The organism is Variovorax sp. YR750, assembly GCF_900109805.1.
Taxonomy (GTDB): Bacteria; Pseudomonadota; Gammaproteobacteria; order Burkholderiales; family Burkholderiaceae_C; genus Variovorax; species Variovorax gossypii.
This window is the reverse complement of record NZ_FOBJ01000007.1, coordinates 235128-261407: the sequence shown is the minus strand read 5'-3', so window position 1 is coordinate 261407 and position 26280 is coordinate 235128. Positions and strand designations below refer to the sequence as shown.

Genomic DNA, 26280 nt, shown 5'->3' with positions numbered 1-26280 from the left:
TGAAGTTCTTACAACTTCAAGGCTGTTCATGCCGCTTTCAGACGGTAAAGTTCCCGCTTCCGGTTTCGGATTGTCTCCGCACCTTTTCTCCACCGCCTCCCGCTTCCGTCTCGCTTTCCTCCATGTCCAACCTCATCGTGCACGGCGGTACGCCGCTGCGTGGCCGTGTCACCCCCTCCGCCAACAAGAACGCCGTGCTGCCGGTGCTCTGCGCCACCTTGCTCACCTGGGAGCCGCTGCGCCTGCATGGCGTGCCCGACATCACCGACGTGCGCAAGATCCTCGACATCTTCCGCACCCTGGGCAGCGACGTGCGCATGGACCACGAGACGGGCACGCTCGAGCTGCACCACCGCGAGACGGCCTTCGACGCGTCGCGCCACCGGCTGCCCGAGGAGATGCGCTCGTCGATCATGCTGGTGCCGCCGCTGCTGGCGCGCTTCGGCGTGGCGCGGCTGGAGGACAACGTCAAGGGCTGCACGCTGGGCGTGCGCGAGATCGATCCGCACGTGGAGGTGTTCCAGCGCTTCGGCGGCGAGGTGGAGCGCACCGAGGGCTCGCTGCTGGTTCGCAGCAAGAGCAGGCTCACGCCCACCGACCACTGGCTGGACTACGCCTCGGTCACGACCACCGAGAACTTCGTACTGTGCGCGGCTGCGACGGACGGCACCTCGACGCTGACCAATGCGGCCTCGGAGCCGCACGTGCAGGAGTTCTGCCGCTTCATGACCATGATCGGCGTGCGCATCGAGGGCATCGGCACTTCGCGGCTCACGGTGCACGGCGGCGGCACGCTCAAGGGTGGGGAGTTCCGCTTCGACGAGGACTTCCACGAGATCACCACCTTCCTGGCGCTGGGCGCCATCACGGGCGGCGACGTGATCGTGCGCAACAGCGCGCCGGAAAACTTTCCGCTGCTGGACCGCACCTTCGCGAAGTTCGGCGTGCAGATCGTCCACGAGGACGGCTGGTCGCGTGCCGTCCGCAGCGGCCCGCTGAAGGTGCAGACGCCTTTCACGAGCAACGTGCTCACCAAGGTGGAGGCGGCGCCTTGGCCTTACTTCCCGGTGGACCTGCTGCCGATCTTCATTGCGCTGGGCGTGCGCGCCCAGGGCAACGCGATGTTCTGGAACAAGGTGTACGACGGGGCGCTGGGCTGGACGGGCGAGCTCTCGAAGTTCGGCGCGCACGTGTTCTCTTCCGACCCGCACCGGCTCATCACCTTCGGCGGCAATCCGCTGACGCCCGCGGTGGTCGAGAGCCCCTACATCATCCGCGTGGCGATCGCGCTGTTCATGGTGGCGGCGAGCATCGAGGGCCGCTCGGAGATCCGCAACGCAGCGCCTATCCGCCGTGCGCATCCGCGCTTCGTGGAGAACCTGCGCAGCCTGGGCGTGCGCGTGGAGTGGACGAGCGAAGAGTAGGCAGGTAGGCCGCCCTGGCCGGGCGGGCTCACGGGGCCCGGCGCGCCTCGGCCCACACCACGATCAGCAGGCCCGCCAGCACCATCGCGAGTCCTGCAAAGGCCGAAGGGGCCTGGCGCTCCTGCACCACGAACATGGCCAGCGCGAAGGCCGTGACGGGTTCCGCCAATGCCAGCGTGACGCCCGAGGCGCCGGAGATGTGCCGCAGCGCATGGCTGAACAGCAGGTAGGCGACGCCGGTCGACACCAGGCCCAGATAGGCCACGAGGACCCAGCCGGAGGGCGTGCTCGCGAAGGGGCCGGAGATCGCGAACGCGGTCGGCATGGCAACCACGGACGCCACCGCGAAGAGCCACAGCGTGACTGTCGCCGGCGGCGCCCGGCTCACGAGGCGCTGGCTGACCAGCGTGTAGATCGCGTAGCAAAGTCCCGAGCCCAGGCACAGCGCCAGTCCGGCAAGGTCGACGCGCAGGTCGCCGCCTGAAGCCGGCAGCACCATCAGGCAGCCACCGCCGATTGCGAGCAGCGTGCCCGCCCACCAGATCGGGGCGGGCGGCTTGCGGTAGGCGAGCGCCTGCAGCAGTCCGGCCCAGGCCGGCCCGCTGCCCACGGCGATCGCGGTGCCGATGGCCACGCCAGTGGCCTTGACGCCCGCGAAGAAGCTCAGGTTGTAGCCCGCCATGCAGATGCCCGCGAGCAGCAGCCATGGCAGTGTGGCCGGTGCCATCGACAGCGGGAGGTGCGCGCCGCGTTGGCGCCGCCAGCCGATGAATGCCGCGAAGAAGAGCGTGGCGATCAGCATTCGCAGCGTGCCGATCCAATAGGGCGATGTGTTCGCGGGCGCGAAGCTCTGGGCGGTGCCGGTGGTGCCCCAGAGGGCGGCGGCGGCAATCACCATGCAGGCGCCGGCGACGGATGCGTTGTTTGTCATGCGCGCATCCTCGGGCCCCGCGGCCCGGGCAAATGTCGAGAGACTCTCGACCTTGGAGCTCAGTCCGCGCGCGTGCGCCGCGCGCCCGACTGCCGGTCGCGCCGCAGCGCGAAGCCGAGGGCGCTGGCCGAGCGGTAGCCGACTCGCAGGGCAGTCGCTTCGAGCGAAAGACCGCCCCGCAAGAGGCGCTGTGCCGTGTCGAGCCGGCGCGAGCGCAGGTAGGCCTGCGGGGACAGTCCCGTCAGCTCGAGCAGCCGTGCGTGAAAGCGCTGTGGGCTCAGGAAGAAGAGGGCGGCCATGCGCGCGGTGTCCCAGGGCTCGTGCGGTGCGCGGTCGAGGGCGGTGTCGAGCCGTGCCAGGTCGATGCTGCGGCGCGAGAGGATCGAGGGCGCTTCCAGCACATGGGCCAGATGCAGCGCGGCCCTGGCGGGATCGACATCGTTCCTGCATGCGGCCGTGACCGCGAAGCGCCGGATGCGGTCGACGCCGGTGTCTTCGGGCGTGTCGATGACCACCATGCGCACGCCGCGCGGAGACATGAAGGTGTGGGCCACGCCCGCCGGAATGATCATTCCGCAGGACGTGTCGGTGAAGGCGGCGCGGCCGCCGATCTCCAGTTCCATGCGGCCGTCCAGCGCGAACATGATCTGCGCGTGCGCATGGTCGTGGCCGGCGTATTCGCCCGCGTAGCTGCGCACGCTGTAGTCGATTCCGGAAGCGGACGGACTGTGCATGCCCGCGATTGTGCCGAAGCGGGCCCGCCATGACCCCGCCGACGGAATGACCTCCGGCTTGGCGAGAGAATGGCCGGCACCGACACACTCAGAGAGATTTCGCATGACCACGCTGACGCAAATTCTCGGCACCGAACTCCCCCTCATCCAGGCCCCGATGGCCGGCATCCAAGGCAGCGCGATGGTCATCGCCGTCAGCAACGCCGGCGGCCTCGGTTCGCTGCCGGGCGCCATGCTGAGCATCGACACCATGCGCAGCGAGCTCGCCGCCATCCGCGCGGGCACCGGCAAGCCCTACAACGTCAACTTCTTCTGCCACACGCCGCCCGAGCCGAGCGCCGAGCGCGAGGCGACCTGGCGCGCCGCGCTGGCGCCGTACTACGCCGAGTACGGCATCGATGCGGCGGGCATCCCTGCCGGCCCGGGCCGCAACCCGTTCAGCGCCGAGGTGGCCGACCTGCTGACGGAGTTCAAGCCGCCGGTGGTGAGCTTCCATTTCGGGCTGCCGCCCGAGGCGCTGATGGCTCGGGTGCACGGCTGGGGCGCGAAGGTGCTGGCCTCGGCCACCACGGTGGAGGAGGCGCAGTGGCTCGAGGCGCGCGGCGTGGACGCTGTCATCGCGCAGGGGCTGGAGGCCGGCGGGCATCGCGGCCACTTCCTGTCGCACGACCTGACGCGGCAGCTGGGCACCTTCGCGCTGCTGCCGCAGCTGGTGCATGCGGTCAAGGTGCCGGTGATCGCGGCCGGCGGCATCGCGGACGCGAACGGCGTGGCCGCGGCCATGGCGATGGGCGCGGCGGGCGTGCAGATAGGCACGGCCTACATGCTGACGCCCGAGGCGACCACCAGCGCGGTCCATCGAGCGGCGCTCAAGGGCAAGGCCGCGAGGCACACGGCGCTCACCAATCTCTTCACCGGCCGGCCGGCGCGCGGCATCGTGAACCGCGTGATGCGCGATCTCGGTCCCATCGGCGCTGCGGCGCCGGAGTTTCCGCTGGCCACCTCCGCCATCGCGCCGCTGCGCGCCAAGGCAGAGGCACAGGGCAACGGCGATTTCTCCCCGCTGTGGTCGGGGCAGAACGCGACCGGCTGCCGCGAGATTCCGGCGGCCGAGCTCACGCTCGAGCTGGCGCGCGGGTTCCGCTGAAGGAAAAAGAAAGAACGAAAGAAAGAACCGAAGAAAGAAGAAGGCCAATGACCCAGCAACTGCACCTGCCCCTGAAGTTCCTCGCGCAAGGCGCGCAACCCGATGTCCGCGAGCCCTGGCTGCTGGTGCTGATGCACGGCGTGGGCAGCAACGAGCAGGACCTGTTCGGCCTGGCGCGCATGCTGCCGCCGCAGTTCCACGTGCTGAGCCTGCGCGCACCGTACGTGCTGTCGCCCGACTCGTATGCGTGGTTCGAGTTCGACGTGCTGCCCAGCGGCGAGCGTCGCATCGACGAGGAGCAGGAGCGCGAAAGCCGCTTCCTCGTCGGCGAGATGGTCGCCTCGGCTTCGCAGCAGCTCGGCGTGCCGCCGGAGCGCATCGTGGTCGGCGGCTTCAGTCAGGGCGGCATCATGGCGTTGTCGCTGCTGCTGACCAAGCCCGAGAGCGTGCGCGCCGCATTGGTATGGCACAGCCGGCTGCTGCCGCAGGTGGTGCCGCACATCGCGCCGCCGGAGGCTTTCGAGGGCAAGGCGCTGTGGGTGAGCCACGGCAGCGCCGACAACGTGATTCCGCCTAGCGCCGCGCAGGCCACACGAGAGCTGGCGCGCACGCTGCCGCTGAAGCTGTCGGGCACGGATTTTCCGGGCGCGCACGAGATCCGTCCTGCCGAGCTGCAGGCCACGCTGGCGTGGCTGCAATCGCTGGGCGCGCCGGCTAGCGTGTAGCCAGCCGCGCCATGACCATCGCCTCCATTTCGGCCACCCATTCGTCGTTGCCCGTTTCGGGCTGCACCAGCAGGCGATAGCGGCGGCCGCCCCACGCCGCGGTCAGCAGCGCGTGGACTGTGGCGGGCGAGGGCTGCGGCTTCAGGTCGGTGCAGGCGGCAAAGGCCTCGAGCCACCTGTCCGCAAGTTCGTCATACACGCGGCGGTGGTGCTTGGGCTCGGCCACGCGGTGTTCGAGCATCAGCATCTGGTGGTCGAAGGCGGGCAGTCCTTCGAGCCGCGTGTCGCAGGTGATGCGCACCAGGCGCTTCACGCGCGCCTGCCAGTCGATGCCGGCGGGTGAGATCGCTTCCGCGTCGAGCCGCGCCAGCAGTGCCTCGATGCAGTGACGCACATAGCCCGAGAGCAGGGCTTCCTTGTCGGGAAAGTAGTCGTAGAGCGTGCCGACGGCAATGCCGGTTTCCAGCGCCACGGCGCGGGTGGTCACGCCTTCCCAGCCGTGCGCGGACCAAATCCGAACAAAGGCGTCGTAGATCGCCTGCACGGTGAACTTCGCGCGTGCCTGCGTGGGGCGTTTCAGGGGCTTGGAGCGGGGTGCTTCCGGCATCGACGGTTTCCGAACCCGCCGCGCGGCGGGCCGCCATACAGTTTGCGAATGAACAACGACGCATTCACTTTAACCCGGCTCCAGACGCGCAAGAACGCCCTCGGCACCACCCGTGTCGTGGCCACGCAGGACAGCGGCGCGCTGCAGCCCGGCGAAGTGCTGATGAAGATCGGCCGCTTCTCGCTGACCACCAACAACATCACCTACGCGGCCTTCGGCGACGCGGTCATGAAGTACTGGCAGTTCTTTCCGACCGGCGATGCCGACTGGGGCCACATGCCGGCGTGGGGCTTCGCGGACGTGGCGGCGTCGAACGTGGAGGGCGTGTCGGTGGGCGAGCGCTTCTACGGCTACTTCCCGATCGCGAGCCACCTGCGCATGCAGCCGGTGCGCGTGACGGCGCGCGGCTTCTACGACGGCGCGCCGCACCGCGGCGAGCTGGTGTCGGCCTACAACCAGTACATGCGATGCAGCAACGACGCAGGCTACGTCGCCGCACTGGAGGACTACCAGATGCTGGTGCGGCCTCTGTTCATCACCTCTTTCATGCTGGCCGACTTCCTGGAAGACAACGCCTTCTTCGGCGCGAAGCAGGTCGTGGTGTCGAGCGCATCGAGCAAGACCGCGTTCGGCACGGCCTTCTGCCTGCGCCGGCGCGAAGGACTGCAATTGATCGCGGCCACGTCCAACGCCAATCGCGCTTTCGTGGAGGGCCTCGGCTGCTACGACCGCACGCTGGCCTACGAGGAAGTGACGACGCTGCCGGCCGACGTGCCCACGCTGTACGTCGACTTCTCGGGCAACGACGAGCTGCGCGCCACCGTTCATCATCACTTCGGCGAAGCGCTGGTGTACGACTGCTACGCCGGCTCCGCGCAGAAGACCGAGTTCCTCGGAGACACAGCCTCGCTGCCCGGCCCCACGCCGCAGCTCTACTTCGCTCCGGTGCAGATCAGGAAGCGCAATGCCGACTGGGGTCCGCAGGAGGTCAACCGCCGCTTCAACGAGGCCCAGGGCAGCTTCATCGCGGAGCTCAGCAGGCCCGGCAACCGGTGGATGGCTCTGGCGCAGGGCGAGGGCTTCGCGCATGCGCAGTCAGTGATCGCGGACCTGCACGCGGGCAGGGTCGATCCGCGGCAGGCGCACGTCGTTCGGCTCGTTGACTGAACGAGGGTGAACTTCCGCGTCGGGGGCGCGTCACAGGGCGTTACGACGACAAGGCTGGCGTGCAGCCCGTTCTGGGGCACCATAGCCGTTCGCTTCCTCTGACATTCCCGCACAAGGAGCCGCCCTCATGCCAGACACCGATACCCGAGAAGCCCCCGAGTTCACTCCCCGCCGCGAAACGCCCGTCGGGGCCATCGTCGCCGTCGTGCTGGTGCTGCTCGTGGCGGCTTTCTTCGGCTGGCGCTGGTATCAGGAGCAGCAGAAGCCCGCCGAGCCCGTGCCGGTGGCAACGGCACCCAATGACGCGCCCGCACCGCCACCGCCTCCTGCAGCGGCACCCACGGGTCCGCAGAACCCGGTCGACGCGCTCGCGCCGCCCGACCCCGCATTGCCCAAGCTGGCCGATTCCGATGCGCGCGTGACGAAGGCGCTGGCCGATCTGATCGGCGGCAAGAACGTCGCCGAGTTCCTGCGCTCTGACGGCATCGTGCGGCGCTTCGTCGCCACCGTCGACAATCTCGCGCGCGAACAGGCTCCCGCCAACGCATGGCCGGTGCAGCCCACGGGCCAGCGCTTCATCACCGAGGGGCCGCAGGGCCAGGTGCAGACCATCGCGGCCAACAATGCCGCGCGCTACAACGCCATCGTGCTGCTGGCGCAGTCGGTCGATCCGGCAAAGGCGGCGGCCGTGTATGCAAAGCTCTATCCGCTGTTCCAGCAGGCGTATGAAGAGCTGGGCTATCCGGGGCGCTACTTCAACGACCGGCTCATCGCCGTGATCGACCATCTGCTGCAGGCGCCCGAGCCCACCGGCCCGGTGCAGGTGCGGCTGGTGGAAGTGAAGGGCGACGTGCCCTCGACCCGGCCGTGGGTGCGCTACGAATACACGGACCCGAAGCTGGAATCGATGTCCTCAGGCCAGAAGATCATGGTGCGCATGGGGCTGGAGAACGAGCGCAAGGTGAAGGCCAGCCTGCGCGGCCTGCGCCAGCAGATCGCCACGGGCGAGGTGGCGAAGAAGAAGCAGCCCTGACGCACACGCGCACGCGCGGCGTGCGATGGCACGGGCGCCGCCGGGCGTTCTTCCGTCGCGCCGTGTAGGCGGGGACCGATTGCGTGCCGCACGGACCTCCCGCAGGCTTGGTTTCCGAAACCAAGCTCCGGAGGACAACCGTATGAACCTGATGAGCGTCGACCTCTACCAGAGTGCCACCGATTCGGAGAAATTCCTCGCGCTTCCCGCGGGCACCGATCCCGCCGAACTCATGGGCCCGATGACCTTCGACCGCGACTATGCGCAGGTCAGGCGATACCGCGAGGCATTCCAGTTCGATCCGTCCGAGGCCTATGCGGGCGTGAATGCCGCGAAGATCGCGGCGGACATCCTGACCGTGAAGTGGGCGACCTACCGCCGCGAGTCGCCGTAGCGCATTGCGCAGAGGTACAAGGCGGCGCGACGGCGGCACCGGGCCGCCGTGCGCCACCGCCTCTTCTTCAGGCCTCTTCGGCTTCCTCGTCGTACTCGGAGACCGGCACGCAGCTGCAGAACAGGTTGCGGTCGCCGTACACGTTGTCGACGCGGCCGACGGGCGGCCAGTACTTGGCGTTCTTGAGCGCGGCCAGCGGGAACGCGCCGAGTTCGCGCGAGTACGGGTGGCTCCACTCGCTGCCCAGCAGGCTCGCGGCCGTGTGGGGCGCGTGCTTGAGCGGGTTGTCTTCCTTCGGCCAGACGCCTTCCTCGATGCGGCGGATCTCGCCGCGGATGGCGATCATCGCGTCGATGAAGCGGTCGAGTTCGGCCAGCGGCTCGCTCTCGGTGGGCTCCACCATCAGCGTGCCGGGCACGGGGAAGCTCAGCGTGGGGGCGTGGAAGCCGTAGTCGATGAGGCGCTTGGCCACGTCTTCGGCGGTGACGCCGCTGGTGTCCTTGAGCGGGCGCAGGTCGAGAATGCACTCGTGCGCAACGTGCCCATTGGGGCTCGCGTACAGCGTGGGGTAGTGGTCCTTCAGTCGCGCGCTGATGTAGTTGGCGCTGAGGATGGCCGTCTCGGTCGCGGCCTGCAGGCCCTTGGCGCCCATCATGCGGCAGTACATCCAGCTGATCGGCAGCACGGCCGCGTTGCCCAGCGGCGCGGCCGACACGGCGCCCACGCCGTTCGACGCCACGCCCGCCGTGGCATGGCCCGGCAGGTAGGGCACGAGGTCTTCCACCACGCAGACCGGACCCACGCCGGGGCCGCCGCCACCGTGCGGGATGCAGAAGGTCTTGTGCAGGTTCAGGTGGCTCACGTCGCCGCCGAACTCGCCCGGCGCGGCCACGCCGACCAGCGCGTTCATGTTGGCGCCGTCGACGTACACGCGTCCGCCGTGCTCGTGCACCAGCTCGCACAGCTCCTTCACGCGGGTCTCGAACACGCCGTGCGTGCTGGGGTAGGTGATCATCACGGCGGCCAGGTTGGCGCTGTGCTTCTCGCAGGCGCGCTTCAGGTCGTCCATGTCGACGTTGCCCTGCGCGTCGCAGGCCGTCACCACCACCTGCAGGCCCACCATCTGCGCGCTGGCCGGGTTGGTGCCGTGCGCCGAGGAGGGAATCAGGCAGATGTTGCGATGGCCCTCGCCCTTGGCCTCGTGGAAGGACTTGATGGCCAGCAGGCCCGCGTACTCGCCCTGCGAGCCCGCGTTGGGCTGCAGGCTGATGCCCGCGTAGCCGGTGGCCTCGCACAGCCAGGCGCGCAGCTGGGCGTCGAGCTGGGCGTAGCCCTGCAGCTGGTCGGCCGGCGCGAAGGGGTGGATGCTGGCGAACTCGGGCCAGGTGATGGGGATCATCTCGCTGGTCGCGTTGAGCTTCATCGTGCAGCTGCCCAGCGGGATCATGCTGCGGTCGAGCGCGAGGTCCTTGTCCGACAGGCTGCGGATGTAGCGCAGCATCGCCGTCTCGCTCTTGTGCGTGTTGAACACCGGGTGCGTGAGGAATGCGCTGGTGCGGCGCAGCTCCTCGGGAATCAGCGGTACGGTGCTGCCCGAGAGATCGTCGAAGCGCGGCGCCTGCGTGCCGGCGGGCGCGAACAGGCCCCACAGCGTTTCGACATCGGCGCGCGTGCTGGTCTCGTCCAGCGAGATGCCCAGGTGCTGCTGCAGGCGCTGGCGCAGGTTGACGCCCGCGGCCTGCGCGCGCTCGATGATCGACTGCGTGTCTTCGCCGGTGCGGATGGTCAGCGAATCGAAGGCGGTGGCGTTCACCGGCTCGCGGCCCATCTGCGACAGGCCCTTGGCGAGCACCGCGGTGAGCGCCGCCACGCGCTGGGCGATGCGGGTGAGGCCGTCGGGCCCGTGGTACACGGCGTACATGCTGGCCACCACGGCCGGCAGCACCTGCGCGGTACAGATGTTGGAGGTGGCCTTCTCGCGGCGGATGTGCTGCTCGCGCGTCTGCAGCGCGAGGCGGTAGGCGGGCTGGCCGTGCGTGTCGACGCTCACGCCCACCAGGCGGCCCGGCAGCGAGCGCTTGAACTCGTCGCGGCAGGCCAGGTAGGCGGCGTGCGGGCCGCCGTTGCAAAGCGGCATGCCGAAGCGCTGCGTGGTGCCGCAGACGATGTCGGCGCCCCATTCGCCGGGCGGCGCAAGCAGCGTCAGCGCCAGCAGGTCGGCCGCGACGATGAATGCCGCGTCGCACTGGTGCGCGTGGCCCGCGAGCGGACGCAGGTCGTGCACGTGGCCGGTGGTTGCGGGGTACTGCGCGAGCACGCCGAAGAAGGCGCCGCTCACCATCAGGTGCGGCAGCGTTTCCGACACGGTGCTGACCTTGACCTCGATGCCCAACGGGGCGGCGCGCGTCTTGATCACTTCGATGGTCTGCGGATGGCAGTCGCCGGAGACCAGGAACACGTTGCTCTTGCTCTTCACGCTGCGCTTGGCGAGCGTCATCGCCTCGGCCGCGGCCGTGGCTTCGTCGAGCATGGATGCGTTGGCGATGGCCATGCCCGTGAGGTCGCACACCATCGTCTGGAAGTTGAGCAGGGCTTCCATGCGGCCCTGCGAGATCTCGGCCTGGTAGGGCGTGTAGGCGGTGTACCAGGCGGGGTTCTCGAGGATGTTGCGCAGGATCACGCCCGGCGTGTGGTTGCCGTAGTAGCCCTGGCCGATGAAGTTGCGGAACACCTTGTTCTTCGACGCCATCGCCTTCAGCTCGGCCAGCGCGTCGGCTTCGGTCACCGGCGCGGGCAGGCGCATCGGCTTCGCGCGGCGGATGGCCGCCGGCACGATGCCGTCGATGAGCTCCGCGCGCGTCTCCGAGCCGATCGCCGGCAGCATGCGCGCCTCGTCCGCCGCGTCGATGCCGATGTGGCGGGCGAGGAATTCTTCGGCGTTCTCTAGTTCTTGCAAAGAAGGAAGGGCGGGCGTCGGCATGGCGGTGAAGGCTCGGAGGGAAAGAACAAAGGTGCTGCTGAAAAATTCAGCGGATCAGGACTCGGCGGCGAACTTGTCGTAGGAGGCCGCGTCCAGCAGGGCGTCGAGCTGCGCGGGGTCGCTCAGCTTGACCTTGAAGAACCAGCCGGCGGCCAGCGGGTCGCTGTTGGCGAGCGACGGATCGGCGCGCAGGGCTTCGTTCACCTCGGTGATCTCGCCCGACACGGGCATGAACACGTCGGCCGCGGCCTTGACCGATTCGACGACGCCGGCGACTTCACCCTGGGCGAAGGTCTTGCCGACTTCAGGCAGGTCGACGAAGACCACGTCGCCCAGCGCGTCCTGCGCATGCACGGTGATGCCGACGGTGGCTGCGTCGCCCTCGGCCGACACCCATTCGTGGTCCTTGGTGTACTTGATGCTCATGGTGGAAAAACTCCTCGTGGAAAAAATGGATCGGGGTGCAGAGCCTAGCCGGTCGATCTGACTGGGCGGCGCTCAGCCCCGGTAGTAACGGGTGGGCACGAAAGGCATGGTCGAGACCTCCATCGGCACCGGCTTGCCGCGCACGATGGCCTGCACGCGCGTGCCCGGCTCGGCGAAGGCTGTGGCCACGTAGCCCATGGCGATGCAGCGGTCGGCCGTGGGGCCGAGCAGGCCGCTGGTGACGAGGCCGATGTCCTGGCCCTCGAAAGACTGGAGCACCGTGCCGTCGCGCACCGGAATGCGCTCGAGGGCGACGAGGCCCACGCGCTTGCGCTTCAGGGTGTCGTGGTCGGTGTGGCCGGCGGCGCCCGCGGTAGCCGCGGCGAGCTGGGCGAGGATTTTCGCGGCGCCCGGGAAGCCGCCTTCGCGTGCCCCGCCCGTGCGGCGCACCTTCTGCATCGCCCAGTTGAGCGAGGCCTCGACCGGCGTGGTGGTGGTGTCGATGTCATTGCCGTAGAGGCACAGGCCGGCTTCGAGCCGCAGCGAGTTGCGCGCGCCCAGGCCGACGGGCTTGACCTCGGGCTGTGCCAGCAGCAGGCGGGCGAGGCGCTCGGCGTCGGATGCGGCCACCGAGATCTCGAAGCCGTCCTCGCCGGTGTAGCCGCTGCGGGTGACGAAGGCCGGAATGCCGCCGATCTGCACAGCGCCGCCCGTCATGAACACGAAGCGCTCGACACCGGGCGACAGCCGCGCCAGCGTGGCCGCGGCCTGCGGGCCCTGCAGCGCGAGCAGCGCGTGGTCGGGCAGGGGGCGCACCTCGCAGCGCGAGCCGATCTTCTGCTGGATGTGGGCGATGTCGGCCACCTTGCAGGCCCCGTTGACGATCACGAAGATCGAGCCGTTGCCCTCGTTGAAGAACATCAGGTCGTCGAGGATGCCGCCCTCGTCGTCCAGCAGCAGGCCGTAGCGCTGCTTGCCGGCGGGCAGGTCGATCACGTCGACGGGCATCAGGGTCTCGAAGGCGGCTGCCGCGTCGGGCCCGACCAGGCGCAGCTGGCCCATGTGGGAAATGTCGAAGAGGCCGGCCGCGTCGCGCGTGTGCTTGTGTTCGGCCATCAGGCCGGCGGGGTACTGGACCGGCATCGAATAGCCGGCGAAGGGCACCATGCGGGCGCCCAGTTCCAGGTGGAGGTCGTACAGCGGCGTCTTGAGAAGCTGGGCGTCGGGGGTAGCGGAGGAAGAAGCAGCCACGGGGCACTCCAAAGGGCAGTCGAAATCCATGACGCAAGCCATGGGCCACCCCTGCTGTCCGCTTTACCTGAGAGATTCGCCCCACGATCGGGGTTTGCTCCTTCGGTGGACCGCCGCCCGTGGGCAACGGCCTCTCTCCAGCAAGGAAACGCCGGCTTTCACCGGCGCCTCGTCAGTCCTTTTGCCTGAGCGTTCGGGAAGTCCCTGCGCCTTCGGCGGCCCCGGCACGCGGGGCTCTCTCCTGACCCCGGGAAGTGTAGTGGATCGCGCGGGCCCTTCGCGCTATCCCGACCAAAGACGCCACGCCCCGAAGCAGGCCGCGGCCCACACGGCCACGACGAAGGCCGCGCCCCAGCGGCTGACCGGCCTGGCGCCGCGCTCGCGCAGCCATTCGTCCGCCCTGGCGCGGCAATCCGCGAGCACCGCGGGGGGAATCAGCCGGATGGCGAGCCAGATCAGCCCCGGCAGCAGCAAAACGTCGTCGACGTAGCCCAGCACCGGAATGAAGTCGGGAACGAGGTCGATCGGGCTGAGCGCGTAGGCGACCACGAAGGCGCCCAGTGCCTTGGCATGCCATGGGGTGGACGGGTGCCTGCCGGCGAACCAGAGCGTGACGCCGTCGCGCTTCAGGCGCTTCGCCCAGCTGCGAAGGCGCCCGGACAGGGGGATTGCGGGAGGCGGCGAGTTCACCCGGCGATGGTGTCACAGCCCCGGCCGGGCATCTCGCGTATCCCTTTTGTCGTCAATGCACGACTTCGGCCGGCGGCAGCAGCCGGTCGATGCGCTCGCGCAGCGATTCGGCACGCTCCACGCCCGCGCTCTTCTCGATCTCGGTGAGCATCAGCGCGGCGATGGTCAGCATGGCGTTGCGGTCACGCGCCTCGCGCAGCGCGTCGCGCATCTGCAGCGCGAACTTGGGGTCGCGCCGCACGAACATGCGCTCGCAGATGTCGAAGAGGAACATGCGGGTGGTGGCCAGCGAACGCTTGCCGTCGAAGGTGTCGGCCGAGGTGGCCACCTGGATCGGCTGGGCGGCGGGGATGGGCGAGGGCGCGGGCTGCGCGGGAGGCTCCGCCGGGGCGGCCGCTGCCGCTGCCTTCGGGCTCTGCAGGTAGCCCTTGTCGATCAGCGCCTGGATCGCCTGCTCGGCCTCATCCCGGTTGGAGAAGAGCGGGCTGAAGTCGGTAAGGGAGCGCCGGCCGTCGGCCATCAGCAGCAGGGCGCGTTCGCGCTGGCTGAGCGTGCGCTGTCCGCCCTGAAGTTCGTCGCGCGCCTTGTCGGTCTTGGTGGGAAACATGGCAGCCACAGCTTTCGGGAATCGAGGGCTGCAGCATCGTTGCAAGTAGTGACATCTCCATGAACCGTTTGGCTTACAGGGGCAATTCCGCGGCGGTCTTCAGCCGGCGCTTTCCTTGCGTATGAGCCACCGGTTGCCCATGCGCTGCAGCTCCAGCGTCTTGCGGCCTTTCTCGCGGAACTTGTCGGCGCTGTAGGTCTGCTCGAAGGTGGCGGTGGCCGATTGACCCTGGACGCTGATGACGAGGCTCTCGATGCCCACGTTGATGACGGCCTTGTCCTCGATGCGCGCGCGGCGGTCGGCCTCCCACGCCTTGCGGTCCTGGCCGCGCGGCGGGGCGAAGTCGGGCGCATAGGCGGCAAGGTAGCGCGCCACGTCCCGCGCGGACCAGGCTGCGGCCCAGGCCCGCACGGCGGCTTCGACTTCGCGGATGCCGGCGGCGGGATCCACCGGCGCTGCCGCCACCGATGCAGGGGCGGCCTGCGTGGCGGGCGCCGCGGGCGGGGCGCCGAAGGCGGCCGGTGCCAGCAATGCGCCGCCCATCACGCTGCCCATCACGCTGCCTGTCACGCCGCTTGTCAGGCAGCTCAGGAATCGATTCATGGCGCAGTCCCCTCCTTGTCGGTTGTCGCCCGATTCTGGCAGCGAACATGCGTGGGGCCGACCGGCCCCCGGGACCCGTATTCAGGCGGCAGCCCCTTCGGTTTCCGCCGGCAAGGCCTGCAGCGTCCGGTTGCGCAGGCGCAGCGCCATCACCGCCGCGGCGCACAGCACGCACAGCACCGTCGTCAGCGTCACGCCGAGCCCGCGCGCGTCCGAGAGCATGCCGAAGAGCGGCGACACCAACCCGCCCACCGACAGCGCCAGCCCCAGCGCGATGCCGCTGGCCGTGGCCGGGTTGCGCGGCAGGTAGTCCTGCGCCAATGTCACCTGCGCGGCGAAGGGCAGGAACATGCAAAGGCCGAAGAGCCCGGTGCAGGCCAGTGCCCAGCCGGCGGTCGGCGCGAGCACGATGCCCGCGAGGGACGGCAGCGCGAGCAGGTAGCCCGCGCGGATCGTGCCCATGCGCCCGATGCGGTCGCCCAGCCAGCCCCCGAGCAGCGTGCCCACCGCGCCCGCGGCCGTGAATGCGGTGAGCGCCGCCGCGCCCTGGAAGGCCGAGCCGTGCAGGTCGCGCGTGATGCGCAGCGACAGCATCGACAGCACCGTGACGTACGGAATCGACCAGCCCACGATGGTCGCCACCAGCAGCGCGAAGGCGCGCCAGTCGTTGTGCGGCTTCATCAGATGGTCGCCGGCCTTCCGGGCTGCCGCGGCGCTGCTGTCCGAGGCCGCGCCGCGCCGCGCGTTCGCGGCGAACCACACCGCGCCCATCGCCAGCGCCGGCAGGCCCAGCAGGTAGCTGTGCGACAGGCTCCCGTTGCCCACCACCGTGGCCGCCAGCACCGGCGCGAACGAGGCGCCGATGGTGCCGCCCACCGAGAACACGCTCATCGCCTTCTGCGAGCCGCCGCCGGCCGCGCGCGCAGCCACCGTGGCCGGCGGGTGGTAGGCCGCGATGCCCAGCCCGCACAGCACCATGGCGATCCAGGTCAGCAGGTAGCTCTGACTGATGCCCGCCAGCACCACGCCCAGCGCGGCCACCAGGAAGCCCGTGGGCACCAGCCAGCTGCGCGGGTGGCGGTCGGCGTACAGGCCGAACAGCGGCTGCACCACGCTCGACAGGCCGGTGGCCGCCAGCATCAGGCCGCTGACGGCCGTGTAGCTGTAGCCGCGCTCCAGCACCATGAAGGGCAGCAGCGCGGGCACGAGGCCCTGGTAGAGATCGTTGACGGCATGGGTGCCGGTGAGCAGCCCGAGTCGGCGCTTGTTCATGACGAATGCTTCTTTCGTTTGCAGGGAGGGAGGAAAAAAGCATCGTAGAAAGCCGTGAGAAGATGTTCTTGCTACGAATCCTCAAGCGTCGTCGAGAAATGGACAAACCGGCCCAGGCAGCGATCAACCTGCGTCCCGAGCAAGGGGAGTCGACCCCGCGCGCCGTCGCGGCGCTGGCGACCGACCCTGTCGGCGACGCCTTCATCCCGCCGCACACGCACCGGCGCGGGCAGCTCATCCACGCGATCTCGGGCGTGATGCTGGTGAGCGCCGCGGCCGGCAGCTGGGTGGTGCCGACCGGGCGCGGCGTGTGGGTGCCCGGCGGCATGGAGCATCAGATCCGCATGGCGGGCGAGGTGCGCATGCGCACCGTCTTCGTCGAGCCGGGCATGCGCGCCGACCTGGGTGGCGAATGCCGCGTGATCCAGGTGAGCGAACTGCTGCGCGCGCTGATCGTCGCGGCCGTGTCGCTGCCGCTGGACTACGCGCCGGGCGGCCGAGACGAGCGCGTGATGGAACTGCTGCTCGACGAGATGGAGGCCGCGCCCGCGCTCTCGCTGCACGTGCCGATGCCGCGCCATGCAAGGCTGGCCGCGTTGTGCGAGGAACTGGTGCGCGACCCCTCGCTGCCCGCCACCCTCGACGACTGGGCCCTGCGCCTGCACATGAACAGCCGCACGCTCGCGCGCCTGTTCCAGCGCGAGACGGGCATGAACTTCGGAGCCTGGTGCCGGCAGGCGCGGCTGCTGCTGAGCCTGCCCCGGCTGGCGGCGGGCGCGTCGATCCTGGAGGTGGCGCTGGCGCACGGCTACGAGAGCCCGAGCGCCTTCACCGCCATGTTCCGACGCACGCTCGGCGTGCCGCCGAGCCAGTACCTGCACCGGTCCGGCTGAACGGCTTCGCTACTTGAACCCGAGCGTGTGCGGCAGCCAGGTGCTCAGCGCCGGCACGAAGGTCAGGATCAGCAGCACCGCGCCGTGCGCCCACAGGAACGGCACCAGCTCCTTCACCAGCGCAGTCATCGGCACCTTCGACACGTTGCAGGTCACGAACAGCAGCCCGCCCACCGGCGGCGTGATCATGCCCAGCGTGAGGTTGAAGATCACGATCATCGCGAAGTGCACCGGATCGACGCCCAGCTTCACGGCCACCGGCGCGAGGATCGGCGCCAGCACCATCACGCCCGGCAGCGGCTCGATGAAGATGCCGAACAGCAGCAGGAACACGTTGACGATGATCAGGAACATCCACGGCGAGAGGTTCATGCCGATCAGCCATTCGGCCATCTGCTGCGGAATGCCCTCGATCGTGAGAATCCACGCGAACGAGGCCGACAGGCCGATGATGATCAGCACCGAGGCCGACAGCAGGGCGGAGCGCGAAAGAATGTCCGGCAGCGCCTTCCATTCGAGCGTGCGGTAGATGAACTTGCCGCACACCAGCGCGTAGAACACCGCCACCACCGATGCCTCGGTGGGCGTGAACCAGCCCGCGCGCATGCCGCCGAGAATGACCACCGGCAGCAGGATCGCGGGAATCGCCTTCCACGTCGTCACCAGGATCTCGTGCAGCGGCGGCGTCTGGCCGTCGCCCTTGTAGTTGCGCTTCTTCGAGACGTGGAAGTTCACCAGGCACATCGCCACCGCGATCAGGATGCCCGGCAGGATGCCCGCGGCGAACAGCGTGCCGACCGAGACCGTCTCGTCCTGCAGCGCGTAGATGATCATGATGATCGAGGGCGGAATGATCGGCCCCACGATCGCGGTCGAGGCCGTGAGCGCCGCCGCGTAGGAGCGGTCGTAGCCGGCCTTGTCCATCATCTTGATGAGCATCGACCCAGGACCCGCCGCGTCGGCCAGCGCCGAGCCCGAGATGCCCGAGAAGAAGGTCAGCGACACCACGTTGGTGTAGCCCAGCCCGCCGCGCCGGTGGCCCACGAACTGGCCCGCGAAGCGAAGCAGCACCTCGGTGAGCGAGCCGCCGCTCATGAGCTCGGCCGCCAGGATGAAGAAGGGCACGGCCATCAGCGGAAAGCTGTCGATGCCGGTGAAGGTTTCCTTCAGCAGCACCATCAGCGGGTAGTTCTCCGCCAGGATCAGCGTGGTGACGGTGGAAAGGCCCAGCGCGAAGGCCACCGGCACGCCGATGGCCAGGAACACGCAGGCGGAAACGATGAGAACGAGGCTTGCATCCATGGCCGTTCTCCTTACAGCGACGCGCTGGCGTTGGCGTCGAAGTGCGCGTCGGACGCGAACTCGCGGTTCATCACGTAGCCGCGCACTACCAGCAGCCAGTGCACGACCAGCAGCACGCCGCCGAACAGCATGGCGCTGTAGATGTAGGCGAAGGGAATCTGCGTGACGGCCGTGAGCTGGAACATCGTGCGCTGCATGTACAGCCAGCCGTACCAGACCATGAAGCCGAAGAAGGCGAAGAGCAGCCCGGCCACCACGATGCGCAGCGCCACGGCGGCGGGGCGGGGCAGCGCGTCCTGCAGGTTCTCGACCGCGATGTGCCCGCCGTAGCGCAGCACCGGCCCGGCGCCCAGGAAGGTGAGCCAGATCATCATGTGGCGCGACACCTCCTCGGCCCATTCGAGCGACTGGCTGGTGGTGTAGCGCAGCACGACGTTGGTGAAGATGATGACCGACATGGCGGCCAGCAGAAGAATCAGCGCCCAGCGGTTGGCGGCGAGAAAGTAGCGCTCGAAGGCTTGCACTTTGAGTTGTTCTCTGTGTTTTGTCGAAGAAGAAAAACGAAGCGCCCGGCGCACGCGTGCGTACCGGGCGCGTTGCCGGAAAGCCGGCCGTAACCAGCTCGCGGCTTACTTGACGTCCGTGATCTTCTTGATGTTGTCCGCGCCGAATTCCTTGGCGTAGCTAACGTACGCCGGCTTCAGCGCCTCGCGGAAGGCCGCGCCGTCGACGGTGCGCGTGACCTTCATGCCGTCCTTCTCGAGCTGGGCGATGCCGTTGTTCTCGTCGTCGTTGACCTTCTTGCGCTGGGCGATGGCGGCCTTCTTCGCGGCTTCGGTGAACACCTTCTTGTCGGCGTCCGACAGCTTGTTCCACACCTTCGGCGACAGCAGCAGCAGCGCCGGCGAGTACACGTGGCCCGTGAGCGAGAGGTGCTTCTGCACCTGCGAGAACTTCGAGGCCAGGATCACGGGAATCGGGTTCTCCTGTCCGTCGACGGTGCCTTGCTGCAGCGCGCCGAACAGCTCGGGGAAGGCCATGGGCGTGGGCAGGATGCCGAAGGTGCGGTAGCCGTCCATGTGCACCTTGTTTTCCATGGTACGCATCTTCAGGCCGGCCGCGTCGGTGGGCTTGACGATGTCGCGCTTGCTGTTCGTCATGTGGCGGAAGCCGTTCTCCGTCCAGGCCAGCGCGATGATGCCCTTGCTCGGGAACTTGGTCAGGATGTCCTGGCCGATCGGGCCGTCCATCACCTTGCGTGCGTGGTCGTAGTCGCGGAACAGGAAGGGGATGTCGACGATCTTCACCTCGGGCACGAAGTTGCCCACCGGGCCGGTCGAGGTGTTGACGAGGTCCTGCGTGCCGAGCTGGATGGCCTCGATCTGCTCGCGCTCGCCGCCCAGCGCCGAGTTGGCGAAGTGCTGGCACTTGTAGCGGCCTTGCGTGCCCTTCTCGATCTCTTCGCAGAACACCGTGGAGCCCACGCCGTAGTGCGACTCCTTGGAAGTCGCGTAGCCGATCTTGAGAACGGTTGGGGCCTGGGCGAAGGCGGAAGTGCCCAGGGCGAGCGAAAGGCAGGCGGCGGCGATGTGGCCGAGTTTCATGATGTCTCCGGGGGTTGAAGTCAGGTGCGCGTCAGGCGCACGCGACTATGCAACACCGGAGAGCTTCACCGCGTCGGGATTTTCACGGACGTACTCGCGGATGACCGCCTCGAAGCTCTCGTCCGCCGAGAGACCCAGCGCCTTCGCGCGCGCGGTCTCGATGCGGCCGGGCCAGGTCTTCACGATACGCATGATCGCCGGGTCGGGCGTGCGGTCGAGCAGGGCGGTGGCCGCCTTGCCGGCCACGCGTTCGAGGGCCGCGGCCATCTCGCCGACCGTGGTGGCCAGCGAGGGCAGGTTGAGCGCGGTGCGCGGGCCCCATTGCGCGTCGCTCGCCTCGGCGGCGCGGATGATGCCCTCGATGGTGCGCGCCGGTGACGCAATGGCGACAGGCGTCTCGTCCGGCACCGGGCAGGCCGCGCGCAGCCCCGCCAGCGGCTCGCGGATCATTCCGCTGAAGAAGCCCGAGGCGGCGCCGTTGGGCTTGCCCGGGCGCACGCTCACCGTCATGAGCCGCACGCTGCGTCCGCGCACGAAGCCCTTGCGCGTGAAATCGGCCACCAGTTGTTCACCAATGAATTTCTGGATGCCGTAGCTGGTTTGCGGCGTGGGCAGCGTGCGGTCCTCGATCACCTTCGGCAGCGGCTGCTCTAGCGAGTCGCCGAACACCGCGAGCGAGCTCGCGAACACCAGCACGGGCCTGGTTCCGAGCGCGCGCACCCGTTCGAGCAGCGCGTGCGTGGCCGCGAAGTTGCTGCGCATGCCGAGGTCGAAGTCGGCCTCGCATTCGCCGCTCACCGCCGCGGCCAGGTGGAAGATGGCGTCGGCTTCGCGCCAGGGCGCGGCATCCGCTTCGGCCGCGAGCTGCGCGTTGAGGTCGCCGGTGATGGCTGCGATGCGCGCGTCGGCCGAGAGGTCCGCCGGCGGGGCCGCGCGGTCGACCAGCGTGATGCGTTCGATGGAACGGGCCGGCTCGCCAGCCAGGGAAAGGCTGCCTTGCTTCAGCAGCGTGCGCGCGAGTCGCGCGCCCAGAAAACCGGCGCCGCCGGTGATGACGATCTGCATGGGTCTTGTCTCCTGTGAGCCGCAAGAATAAGCGAGGCTCACCGGATCGGCTCACGAGACGAAGCTCACCAGAGCTTGGCGCAGGCCCCGCTAAGCACCACGTCGGCGCTGGGCGCGGCGGGCGATGCATTGCGTTCGCGCGTCACGATCAGGCGCGAGACCTTCGACAGGAGCTTCTCGGATGTGTCTGGCAGCGCCAGCGTGCCGGCGCCGCTCGTCGGTACCGTGCCGATGGCGAACGGCGCCGCGTCGGCGGGCAAGGCCCACAGCACGAGCCGCTCCTCGCCCGAGACGGGCAGCGCCGCCCCGCCCAGCACCTTCAGCGTGACCGTGCGGCCGTAGCGCAGCGAACTCACCAGCAGCCGGCCCCGGCCCTCGGTGTCGGTGAGCACGCCCACATAGCTCTGCGGCAGGCGCTCGCCGGAGCGCATCGCGAGCTGGTCGCTGGTGATGAAGATGCCGGGCACCGCGAGGAACAGGGCGCTCGCGGCGATCACGCCCGCGGCCAGTCCGCCGACGCCGAAGCCCGCGGGCCGCAGCCAGCTGGTCCAGCGCGAGGCGCGTGCCTTCGCCGGGGCTCGTTCCGATGTGCTGACGGGTTGAGTGCGCGCCGCGATCGCGCGCCACAGGTCGGGCGAAGGCTTGCGCTGCGGCACCGACAGGGCAAGCTGCCCGAGCCGCTGCTCCCAGTGCGCCACCACGTCGCGCACGTCGGCGCGGTCGCGCATCAGCCGCTCGAAGCGCCGGCGCGCGCCGCCGGCCAGCGTGCCCAGCGCATAGGACGAAGCCAGCGCGTCGAGCAGGCGAGGGTCGGTGTATCTCATGGCACCACCCCCTGCGCGTCGAGGCAGGCGCGCAGCTTGTCGAGGCCGCGCCGTATCCATGCCTTGACTGTGCCGAGCGGCGCATTCAGTTGCGCTGCGACCTCGGTGTGCGACATGCCCTGGTAGTAGGCCAGCGCGAGGCTCTGGCGGAAGCTGCCGTCGAGCGCCGACATGCAGCCTTCGATGCGCAGCGCGTGCATGGCCTGGTCGAAGAGCTGCGCGGCGCCGGGGGCGGGGTCGGCCGTGGTGTCGGCTTCGTCGTCCGCATCCGCATCTACGGCCTGCGGCTGCTCGTGGGCATGGCGCCGCGTGCGGGCGCGCAGCGCATCCAGCGCCTTGTTGCGCACGATCGCGATCAGCCAGGTGATCGGCTGGATCTCCTGCCCGTCGACGCTGGAGCGGTAGCCGCCCGCGTTCTTCCAGATGCTCACATAGGCCTCTTGCAGCACGTCCTCGGCCGCCTGTTCGTTGCCCAACATACGAACCGCCACGCCGAACAGATGCATGTGCGTGCGTTCGTAGACCTGGGCAAAGCAGGCATGGTCGCCACGGGCCGCGCCGGCGATCAGCTCCTGCAGGCTCATCAGAATATTTCTATTCATGCGCTCGAGTATTGCATCCGTTTTCGCGCGGGTGTCGTTTCTGGGGAAGGGCCGGGAGCTCCGGCCCGCATCCGTTCGCTTCTCTTTCCATCTTTTCTTCCAGAACCGGAAAACACCATGACATCGATCTCCACGCGAATCCTTCCCTCGGCGGCTGCCTTGCTGGGCGCCGCATTGCTCGCCGCCTGTGCAACGCCGACCGCCGAACTGCCGGCCGCCATCAAAGCCCCAGTCGGCGAGCGCGCCGCCTTCACCTGGCACGCGACGGGCGTGCAGATCTACGAATGCCGAGCGGGCGACAAGGGCGCGCTGGCCTGGCAGTTCGTCGCGCCTGAAGCGGAGCTCTTCGGCCCCGGCGGAGTGAAGGCCGGCACGCACGGCGCCGGCCCCCACTGGACCGCGCTCGACGGCAGCAAGACGATCGGCACCGTGAAGGCCCGTGCCAACGGGCAACGCGAAGCCGACATCCCCTGGCTGCTGCTGTCCGCCAGGTCCGCGGGTGGTCCCGGCAGGCTGGCCGAGGTCACCGGCGTTCAGCGCATCAACACCATCGGCGGCAATGCGCCGGCGAAGGGGTGCGAGGTGCAGGCCGACGCCGGCAAGCGCATCAGGCAGGACTACAGCGCGGACTACGTCTTCCTGGTTGCCAGGTAGTCTCCGGTTGCCCCATGAAGCGGGCCGGCCGGCCCGCTTCATGCTCAGCTCTTCTTGCCGCCGCTGGCCTTGAAGCTCTCGACCGAGGCCTTCAGGTCCTTGTATTCGGGGCAGGCCATGTTGCAGACCTGTCCCAGCGCGGCCAGGCGTTGTTCGGCCTTGGGCAGGTCGCCCATCGAGATGTACAGCTCGCCCGAGTATTCGAGTGCGCCGACGTGCTTCGGATCGATCTTCAACGCCGCGTCGTAGTACTTCTCCGAGGCGCTCCACTTGCCCGCGCCGGACTTGCGCAGGGTGTAGCCCATCAGGTTGTTCCAGTCGGCGTTGCCGGTGTCGTTGACGCGCTCGAGCTCGCTGATGGCCGCGGTCCACTTGCTTTCGGCGATCAGCGCGCGAGCGGCAGCGAGCTTGTTGGCGGGTGCGGCCTTGGCGGCCGGCGCGGGGGCGGGCGCCGGGTCCGCGGCGAGTGCGTGACCGACGGCGACGGTCAGAGCGGCGGCGATGGCGATGCGATGGAGCAGGGTGTTCATGGCGAAAGATCCTCTTCGAGAAGTTGAATGGGTTGGCGGACGGCGACTTGGACTTGCATCGCCGTCCTGAACCCACTTACGCCACCGGTTTCGAAACGGACGCATCGGCGCGAAAAGAAAAAAGCCCTCCGAAGAGGGCTTTCCATTTCCATGCAGGCGCGGCGCCTTACATCCCCACGTAGTTCGGCCCGCCGCCGCCTTCGGGCGTGACCCACACGATGTTCTGCGTCGGGTCCTTGATGTCGCAGGTCTTGCAGTGCACGCAGTTCTGCGCGTTGATCTGCAGGCGCTGCTTGCCGTCCTCGGTGCCTACGAACTCGTACACGCCGGCGGGGCAGTAGCGGCTCTCGGGGCCTGCGAACTTCGTGAGGTTGACGTTCACCGGCACCGTCGCGTCCTTGAGCGTCAGGTGGGCCGGCTGCTGCTCTTCATGGTTGGTGTTGCTGATGAACACGCTGGAGAGGCGGTCGAAGGTGAGCTTGCCGTCGGGCTTGGGGTAGACGATGGGCTTGCACTCCGCAGCGGGCTTCAGGTACAGGTGGTCGGCCTTGGTGCGGCGCAGCGTCCATGGAATGTGGCCCTTGAGCAGCCACTGCTCGACGCCGTTCATGAAGGTCGCGATGCCCAGGCCCTTCTTGAACCAGGCCTTGAAGTTGCGGGCCTTGTTCAGCTCGGTGTGCAGCCAGCTCTTCTCGAAGGCGGCCGGGTAGGCCGTGAGTTCGTCGTGCTGGCGGCCGGCCACGACCGCGTCGAAGGCGGCCTCGGCGCACAGCATGCCGGTCTTGATGGCGGCATGGCTGCCCTTGATGCGGCTCACGTTGAGGTAGCCGGCCTCGCAGCCGACCAGCGCGCCGCCCGGGAACACCGTCTTGGGCAGCGACATCAGGCCGCCGGCCGTGATGGCGCGCGCGCCGTAGCCGATGCGCTTGGCGGGCTTGATTCCCTTGGACTCGTCGCCTTCGAGGTACCAGCGGATGTTGGGATGCAGCTTCCAGCGCTGCATTTCCTCGAAGGGGCTCAGGTAGGGGTTGCTGTAGTCCAGGCCCGTGATGAAGCCCATGGTGACCTTGTTGTCCTCCATGTGATAGAGGAAGGCGCCGCCGTAGGTGTCGCTCTTCATCGGCCAGCCGGCGGTGTGCAGCACGAAGCCGGGCTGGTGGCGCTTGGGGTCGATTTCCCAGACTTCCTTCACGCCGAGGCCGTAGGTCTGCGGGTCCTTGCCGGCGTCGAGCTTGTACTTCGCGATGAGCTGGCGGCCCAGGTGGCCGCGCGCGCCTTCTGCGAACACGGTGTACTTGCCCAGCAGCTCCATGCCGAGCTGGAAGTTCTCGGTGGGCTCGCCGTCCTTGCCGACGCCCATGTTGCCGGTGGCCACGCCGCGCACCGAGCCGTCTTCGTTGTAGAGCACCTCGGCGGCCGGGAAGCCCGGGAAGATTTCCACTCCCAGGTTCTCTGCCTGCTGCGCCAGCCACTTGGTGAAGGCGCCCAGGCTGATGATGTAGTTGCCGTGGTTCTGGAAGCAGGCCGGCAGGAAGAGGTTGGGGGTGCGCAGGCCCGACTTCTCGCCCAGGAACACCATCGCGTCGTCGGTGACCGGCTGGTTCAGCGGGGCGCCGAGTTCCTTCCAGTCGGGCAGCAGCTCGTTGAGCGCGCGCGGATCCATGATGGCGCCCGAGAGGATGTGCGCGCCGGGCTCGGAGCCCTTCTCGAGCACCACGACCGAAATCTCCTTCTCGTGCTGCGCGGCGAGCTGCTTGAGCCGGATCGCGGTCGACAGGCCGGCGGGGCCGCCGCCGACCACGACCACGTCGTATTCCATGGCTTCGCGAGGGCCGAACTGGGCGAGGATTTCGTCGTGCGTCATGTGGGTTGGATCGATAATGATTTTTCGGGGCGCGGGGGCTTCCCGGGATTGCGGGGCATTTTATGCGGCGTCCGGGCATGCTCCCTGTCGCGTCCAGGCATGCTCCCTACCGCTCGCGGGCGGGGTTTCCCGCGTCACCTGCGCGACTCCACAGGATCCAGTCCATGGCTTACAGCATCGATCTCTCCGGCCGCGTGGCCTTCGTCACCGGGGCCTCCAGCGGGCTCGGCGCCCAGTTCGCGAAAACGCTGGCGCGTGCCGGCGCGGCCGTGGTGCTCGCGAGCCGCCGCGTCGAGAAGCTCAAGGAGCTGCGCGCGCGCATCGAAGGCGAGGGCCACGACGCCCATGTGGTCGAGCTCGACGTGACCGATGTCGACAGCATCAAGGCTGCAGTGGCACGCGCCGAGACCGAGGTAGGGCCCATCGACATCCTGGTCAACAACTCGGGCGTGAGCACCACCCAGCGCCTGCAGGACGTGACGCCCGACGACTACGACTACATCTTCGACACCAACGTGAAGGGCTCCTTCTTCGTGGCGCAGGAGGTCGGCAAGCGCATGCTGGCGCGCGCCAGGGGTACGGCGCCGGGCACCTACATCGGCGGGCGCATCATCAACATCGCCTCGGCCGCGGCGCTCAAGGTCATGCCGCAGATCGGCACCTACTGCATGAGCAAGATCGCGGTGGTGCAGATGACCAAGGCCATGGCGCTCGAGTGGGGTCGCTTCGGCATCAACGTGAACGCGCTGTGCCCGGGCTACATCACGACCGAGCTCAACGAGGAGCACTGGAGCACCGAGGGCGGCGCCAAGCTGGTCAACATGCTGCCGCGCAAGCGCGTGGGCAAGCCGGAAGACCTCGACGGGTTGATCGTGCTGCTGGCCAGCGGCCAGAGCCACTTCGTGAACGGCGCCGTCATCGCGGCCGACGACGGGTTCGCGCTCTGAGCCC

27 protein-coding genes and 2 riboswitches are annotated in these 26280 nt (G+C 68.7%); of the genes, 9 read left to right on the top strand and 18 right to left on the bottom strand.

Going from position 1 to position 26280, the window contains the following annotated elements; all coding sequences use genetic code 11:
- The first annotated feature begins 122 nt into the window (after positions 1-122).
- A complete protein-coding gene (locus BMY35_RS16675) occupies positions 123-1424 on the top strand; it encodes a UDP-N-acetylglucosamine 1-carboxyvinyltransferase (RefSeq protein WP_093201096.1) in 1302 nt (433 codons plus the stop codon).
- A 28-nt stretch (positions 1425-1452) separates the two neighbouring features.
- Here BMY35_RS16675 and BMY35_RS16670 read toward each other — a convergent pair whose 3' ends face one another.
- Together BMY35_RS16670 and BMY35_RS16665 are read right to left on the bottom strand one after the other, a co-directional pair.
- Positions 1453-2355 carry a DMT family transporter gene (locus tag BMY35_RS16670; RefSeq protein WP_093201093.1) on the bottom strand — a complete coding sequence of 301 codons (903 nt, stop codon included), beginning with the start codon at positions 2353-2355 and terminating at the stop codon, positions 1453-1455.
- 59 nt (positions 2356-2414) lie between these two features.
- Entirely contained in the window at positions 2415-3089 is a 675-nt protein-coding gene (locus BMY35_RS16665) for a helix-turn-helix domain-containing protein (protein ID WP_093201091.1), read from the bottom strand.
- A gap of 103 nt (positions 3090-3192) precedes the next feature.
- Here BMY35_RS16665 and BMY35_RS16660 point away from each other — a divergent pair, with 103 nt between their 5' ends.
- On the top strand, positions 3193-4236 hold the full coding sequence (locus BMY35_RS16660; protein WP_093201088.1) for an NAD(P)H-dependent flavin oxidoreductase: 1044 nt from the start codon (positions 3193-3195) through the stop codon (positions 4234-4236).
- A gap of 47 nt (positions 4237-4283) precedes the next feature.
- Positions 4284-4961 (top strand): alpha/beta hydrolase, encoded by a 678-nt coding sequence (locus BMY35_RS16655; RefSeq protein ID WP_093201086.1) that lies wholly within the window; start codon positions 4284-4286, stop codon positions 4959-4961.
- On the opposite strand, the gene BMY35_RS16650 is transcribed toward BMY35_RS16655, so the two are convergent.
- On the bottom strand, positions 4951-5568 hold the full coding sequence (locus tag BMY35_RS16650) for a TetR/AcrR family transcriptional regulator (RefSeq protein WP_093201083.1): 618 nt from the start codon (positions 5566-5568) through the stop codon (positions 4951-4953). The genes BMY35_RS16655 and BMY35_RS16650 overlap by 11 nt on opposite strands.
- Before the next feature lie 48 nt (positions 5569-5616).
- On the opposite strand from BMY35_RS16650, the gene BMY35_RS16645 reads away from it, so the two are divergent.
- From BMY35_RS16645 to BMY35_RS16635, 3 genes are all read left to right on the top strand, one after another.
- Positions 5617-6735: a DUF2855 family protein gene (locus tag BMY35_RS16645; RefSeq protein WP_093201081.1), complete on the top strand. Its 1119-nt coding sequence runs from the start codon at positions 5617-5619 to the stop codon at positions 6733-6735.
- Between the two features lie 127 nt (positions 6736-6862).
- Positions 6863-7768 (top strand): DUF3014 domain-containing protein, encoded by a 906-nt coding sequence (locus BMY35_RS16640; protein WP_093201078.1) that lies wholly within the window; start codon positions 6863-6865, stop codon positions 7766-7768.
- 142 nt (positions 7769-7910) lie between these two features.
- Complete coding sequence (locus BMY35_RS16635) at positions 7911-8162, top strand: hypothetical protein (RefSeq protein ID WP_093201076.1); 252 nt, start codon at positions 7911-7913, stop codon at positions 8160-8162.
- A gap of 67 nt (positions 8163-8229) precedes the next feature.
- On the opposite strand, the gene gcvP is transcribed toward BMY35_RS16635, so the two are convergent.
- The 7 genes from gcvP to BMY35_RS16600 form a co-directional block, all read right to left on the bottom strand.
- Positions 8230-11142, bottom strand: coding sequence for an aminomethyl-transferring glycine dehydrogenase (gene gcvP / locus BMY35_RS16630; RefSeq protein WP_093201073.1), 2913 nt, complete (start codon positions 11140-11142; stop codon positions 8230-8232).
- A 54-nt stretch (positions 11143-11196) separates the two neighbouring features.
- Positions 11197-11568 (bottom strand): glycine cleavage system protein GcvH, encoded by a 372-nt coding sequence (gene gcvH / locus BMY35_RS16625; protein WP_093201071.1) that lies wholly within the window; start codon positions 11566-11568, stop codon positions 11197-11199.
- A 72-nt stretch (positions 11569-11640) separates the two neighbouring features.
- Complete coding sequence (gene gcvT, locus BMY35_RS16620; protein ID WP_371287176.1) at positions 11641-12849, bottom strand: glycine cleavage system aminomethyltransferase GcvT; 1209 nt, start codon at positions 12847-12849, stop codon at positions 11641-11643.
- 14 nt (positions 12850-12863) lie between these two features.
- Positions 12864-12970: riboswitch (glycine riboswitch) on the bottom strand.
- Positions 12971-12982: 12 nt separating this feature from the next.
- Positions 12983-13073, bottom strand: a riboswitch (glycine riboswitch).
- A 28-nt stretch (positions 13074-13101) separates the two neighbouring features.
- Positions 13102-13488, bottom strand: coding sequence for a YkvA family protein (locus tag BMY35_RS16615; RefSeq protein WP_093201366.1), 387 nt, complete (start codon positions 13486-13488; stop codon positions 13102-13104).
- 73 nt (positions 13489-13561) lie between these two features.
- On the bottom strand, positions 13562-14116 hold the full coding sequence (locus BMY35_RS16610; protein ID WP_093201069.1) for a hypothetical protein: 555 nt from the start codon (positions 14114-14116) through the stop codon (positions 13562-13564).
- Between the two features lie 99 nt (positions 14117-14215).
- The gene (locus BMY35_RS16605; protein ID WP_093201066.1) at positions 14216-14719 is read right to left on the bottom strand and encodes a L,D-transpeptidase Cds6 family protein; all 504 of its coding nucleotides are present in this window, start codon (positions 14717-14719) and stop codon (positions 14216-14218) included.
- Positions 14720-14800: 81 nt separating this feature from the next.
- Complete coding sequence (locus BMY35_RS16600) at positions 14801-15991, bottom strand: MFS transporter (RefSeq protein ID WP_093201064.1); 1191 nt, start codon at positions 15989-15991, stop codon at positions 14801-14803.
- Between the two features lie 98 nt (positions 15992-16089).
- On the opposite strand from BMY35_RS16600, the gene BMY35_RS16595 reads away from it, so the two are divergent.
- Positions 16090-16884, top strand: coding sequence for an AraC family transcriptional regulator (locus BMY35_RS16595; RefSeq protein WP_093201061.1), 795 nt, complete (start codon positions 16090-16092; stop codon positions 16882-16884).
- Between the two features lie 9 nt (positions 16885-16893).
- Here BMY35_RS16595 and BMY35_RS16590 read toward each other — a convergent pair whose 3' ends face one another.
- The 6 genes from BMY35_RS16590 to BMY35_RS16565 all read right to left on the bottom strand — a co-directional run bounded on the left by BMY35_RS16590 (position 16894) and on the right by BMY35_RS16565 (position 22281).
- Positions 16894-18186 (bottom strand): TRAP transporter large permease, encoded by a 1293-nt coding sequence (locus BMY35_RS16590; RefSeq protein WP_093201059.1) that lies wholly within the window; start codon positions 18184-18186, stop codon positions 16894-16896.
- A gap of 11 nt (positions 18187-18197) precedes the next feature.
- Entirely contained in the window at positions 18198-18710 is a 513-nt protein-coding gene (locus BMY35_RS16585) for a TRAP transporter small permease (protein ID WP_093201056.1), read from the bottom strand.
- Between the two features lie 105 nt (positions 18711-18815).
- Positions 18816-19790 (bottom strand): TRAP transporter substrate-binding protein, encoded by a 975-nt coding sequence (locus BMY35_RS16580; RefSeq protein ID WP_093201054.1) that lies wholly within the window; start codon positions 19788-19790, stop codon positions 18816-18818.
- 45 nt (positions 19791-19835) lie between these two features.
- Positions 19836-20855, bottom strand: a complete 1020-nt coding sequence (denD, locus tag BMY35_RS16575; RefSeq protein ID WP_093201051.1) for a D-erythronate dehydrogenase — start codon at positions 20853-20855, stop codon at positions 19836-19838.
- 65 nt (positions 20856-20920) lie between these two features.
- Positions 20921-21679: an anti-sigma factor gene (locus tag BMY35_RS16570; RefSeq protein ID WP_093201048.1), complete on the bottom strand. Its 759-nt coding sequence runs from the start codon at positions 21677-21679 to the stop codon at positions 20921-20923.
- Positions 21676-22281 (bottom strand): RNA polymerase sigma factor, encoded by a 606-nt coding sequence (locus BMY35_RS16565; protein WP_093201045.1) that lies wholly within the window; start codon positions 22279-22281, stop codon positions 21676-21678. Before BMY35_RS16565 ends, BMY35_RS16570 begins: the two co-directional genes overlap by 4 nt.
- 117 nt (positions 22282-22398) lie before the next feature.
- On the opposite strand from BMY35_RS16565, the gene BMY35_RS16560 reads away from it, so the two are divergent.
- Positions 22399-22935 carry a DUF3455 domain-containing protein gene (locus BMY35_RS16560; RefSeq protein ID WP_093201043.1) on the top strand — a complete coding sequence of 179 codons (537 nt, stop codon included), beginning with the start codon at positions 22399-22401 and terminating at the stop codon, positions 22933-22935.
- A gap of 44 nt (positions 22936-22979) precedes the next feature.
- On the opposite strand, the gene BMY35_RS16555 is transcribed toward BMY35_RS16560, so the two are convergent.
- On the bottom strand, positions 22980-23465 hold the full coding sequence (locus BMY35_RS16555) for a tetratricopeptide repeat protein (RefSeq protein WP_093201040.1): 486 nt from the start codon (positions 23463-23465) through the stop codon (positions 22980-22982).
- Positions 23466-23631: 166 nt separating this feature from the next.
- Complete coding sequence (locus BMY35_RS16550) at positions 23632-25329, bottom strand: electron transfer flavoprotein-ubiquinone oxidoreductase (protein WP_093201038.1); 1698 nt, start codon at positions 25327-25329, stop codon at positions 23632-23634.
- 164 nt (positions 25330-25493) lie between these two features.
- Here BMY35_RS16550 and BMY35_RS16545 point away from each other — a divergent pair, with 164 nt between their 5' ends.
- Positions 25494-26276, top strand: a complete 783-nt coding sequence (locus BMY35_RS16545) for an SDR family oxidoreductase (protein WP_093201035.1) — start codon at positions 25494-25496, stop codon at positions 26274-26276.
- The last annotated feature ends 4 nt before the right edge of the window (positions 26277-26280 follow it).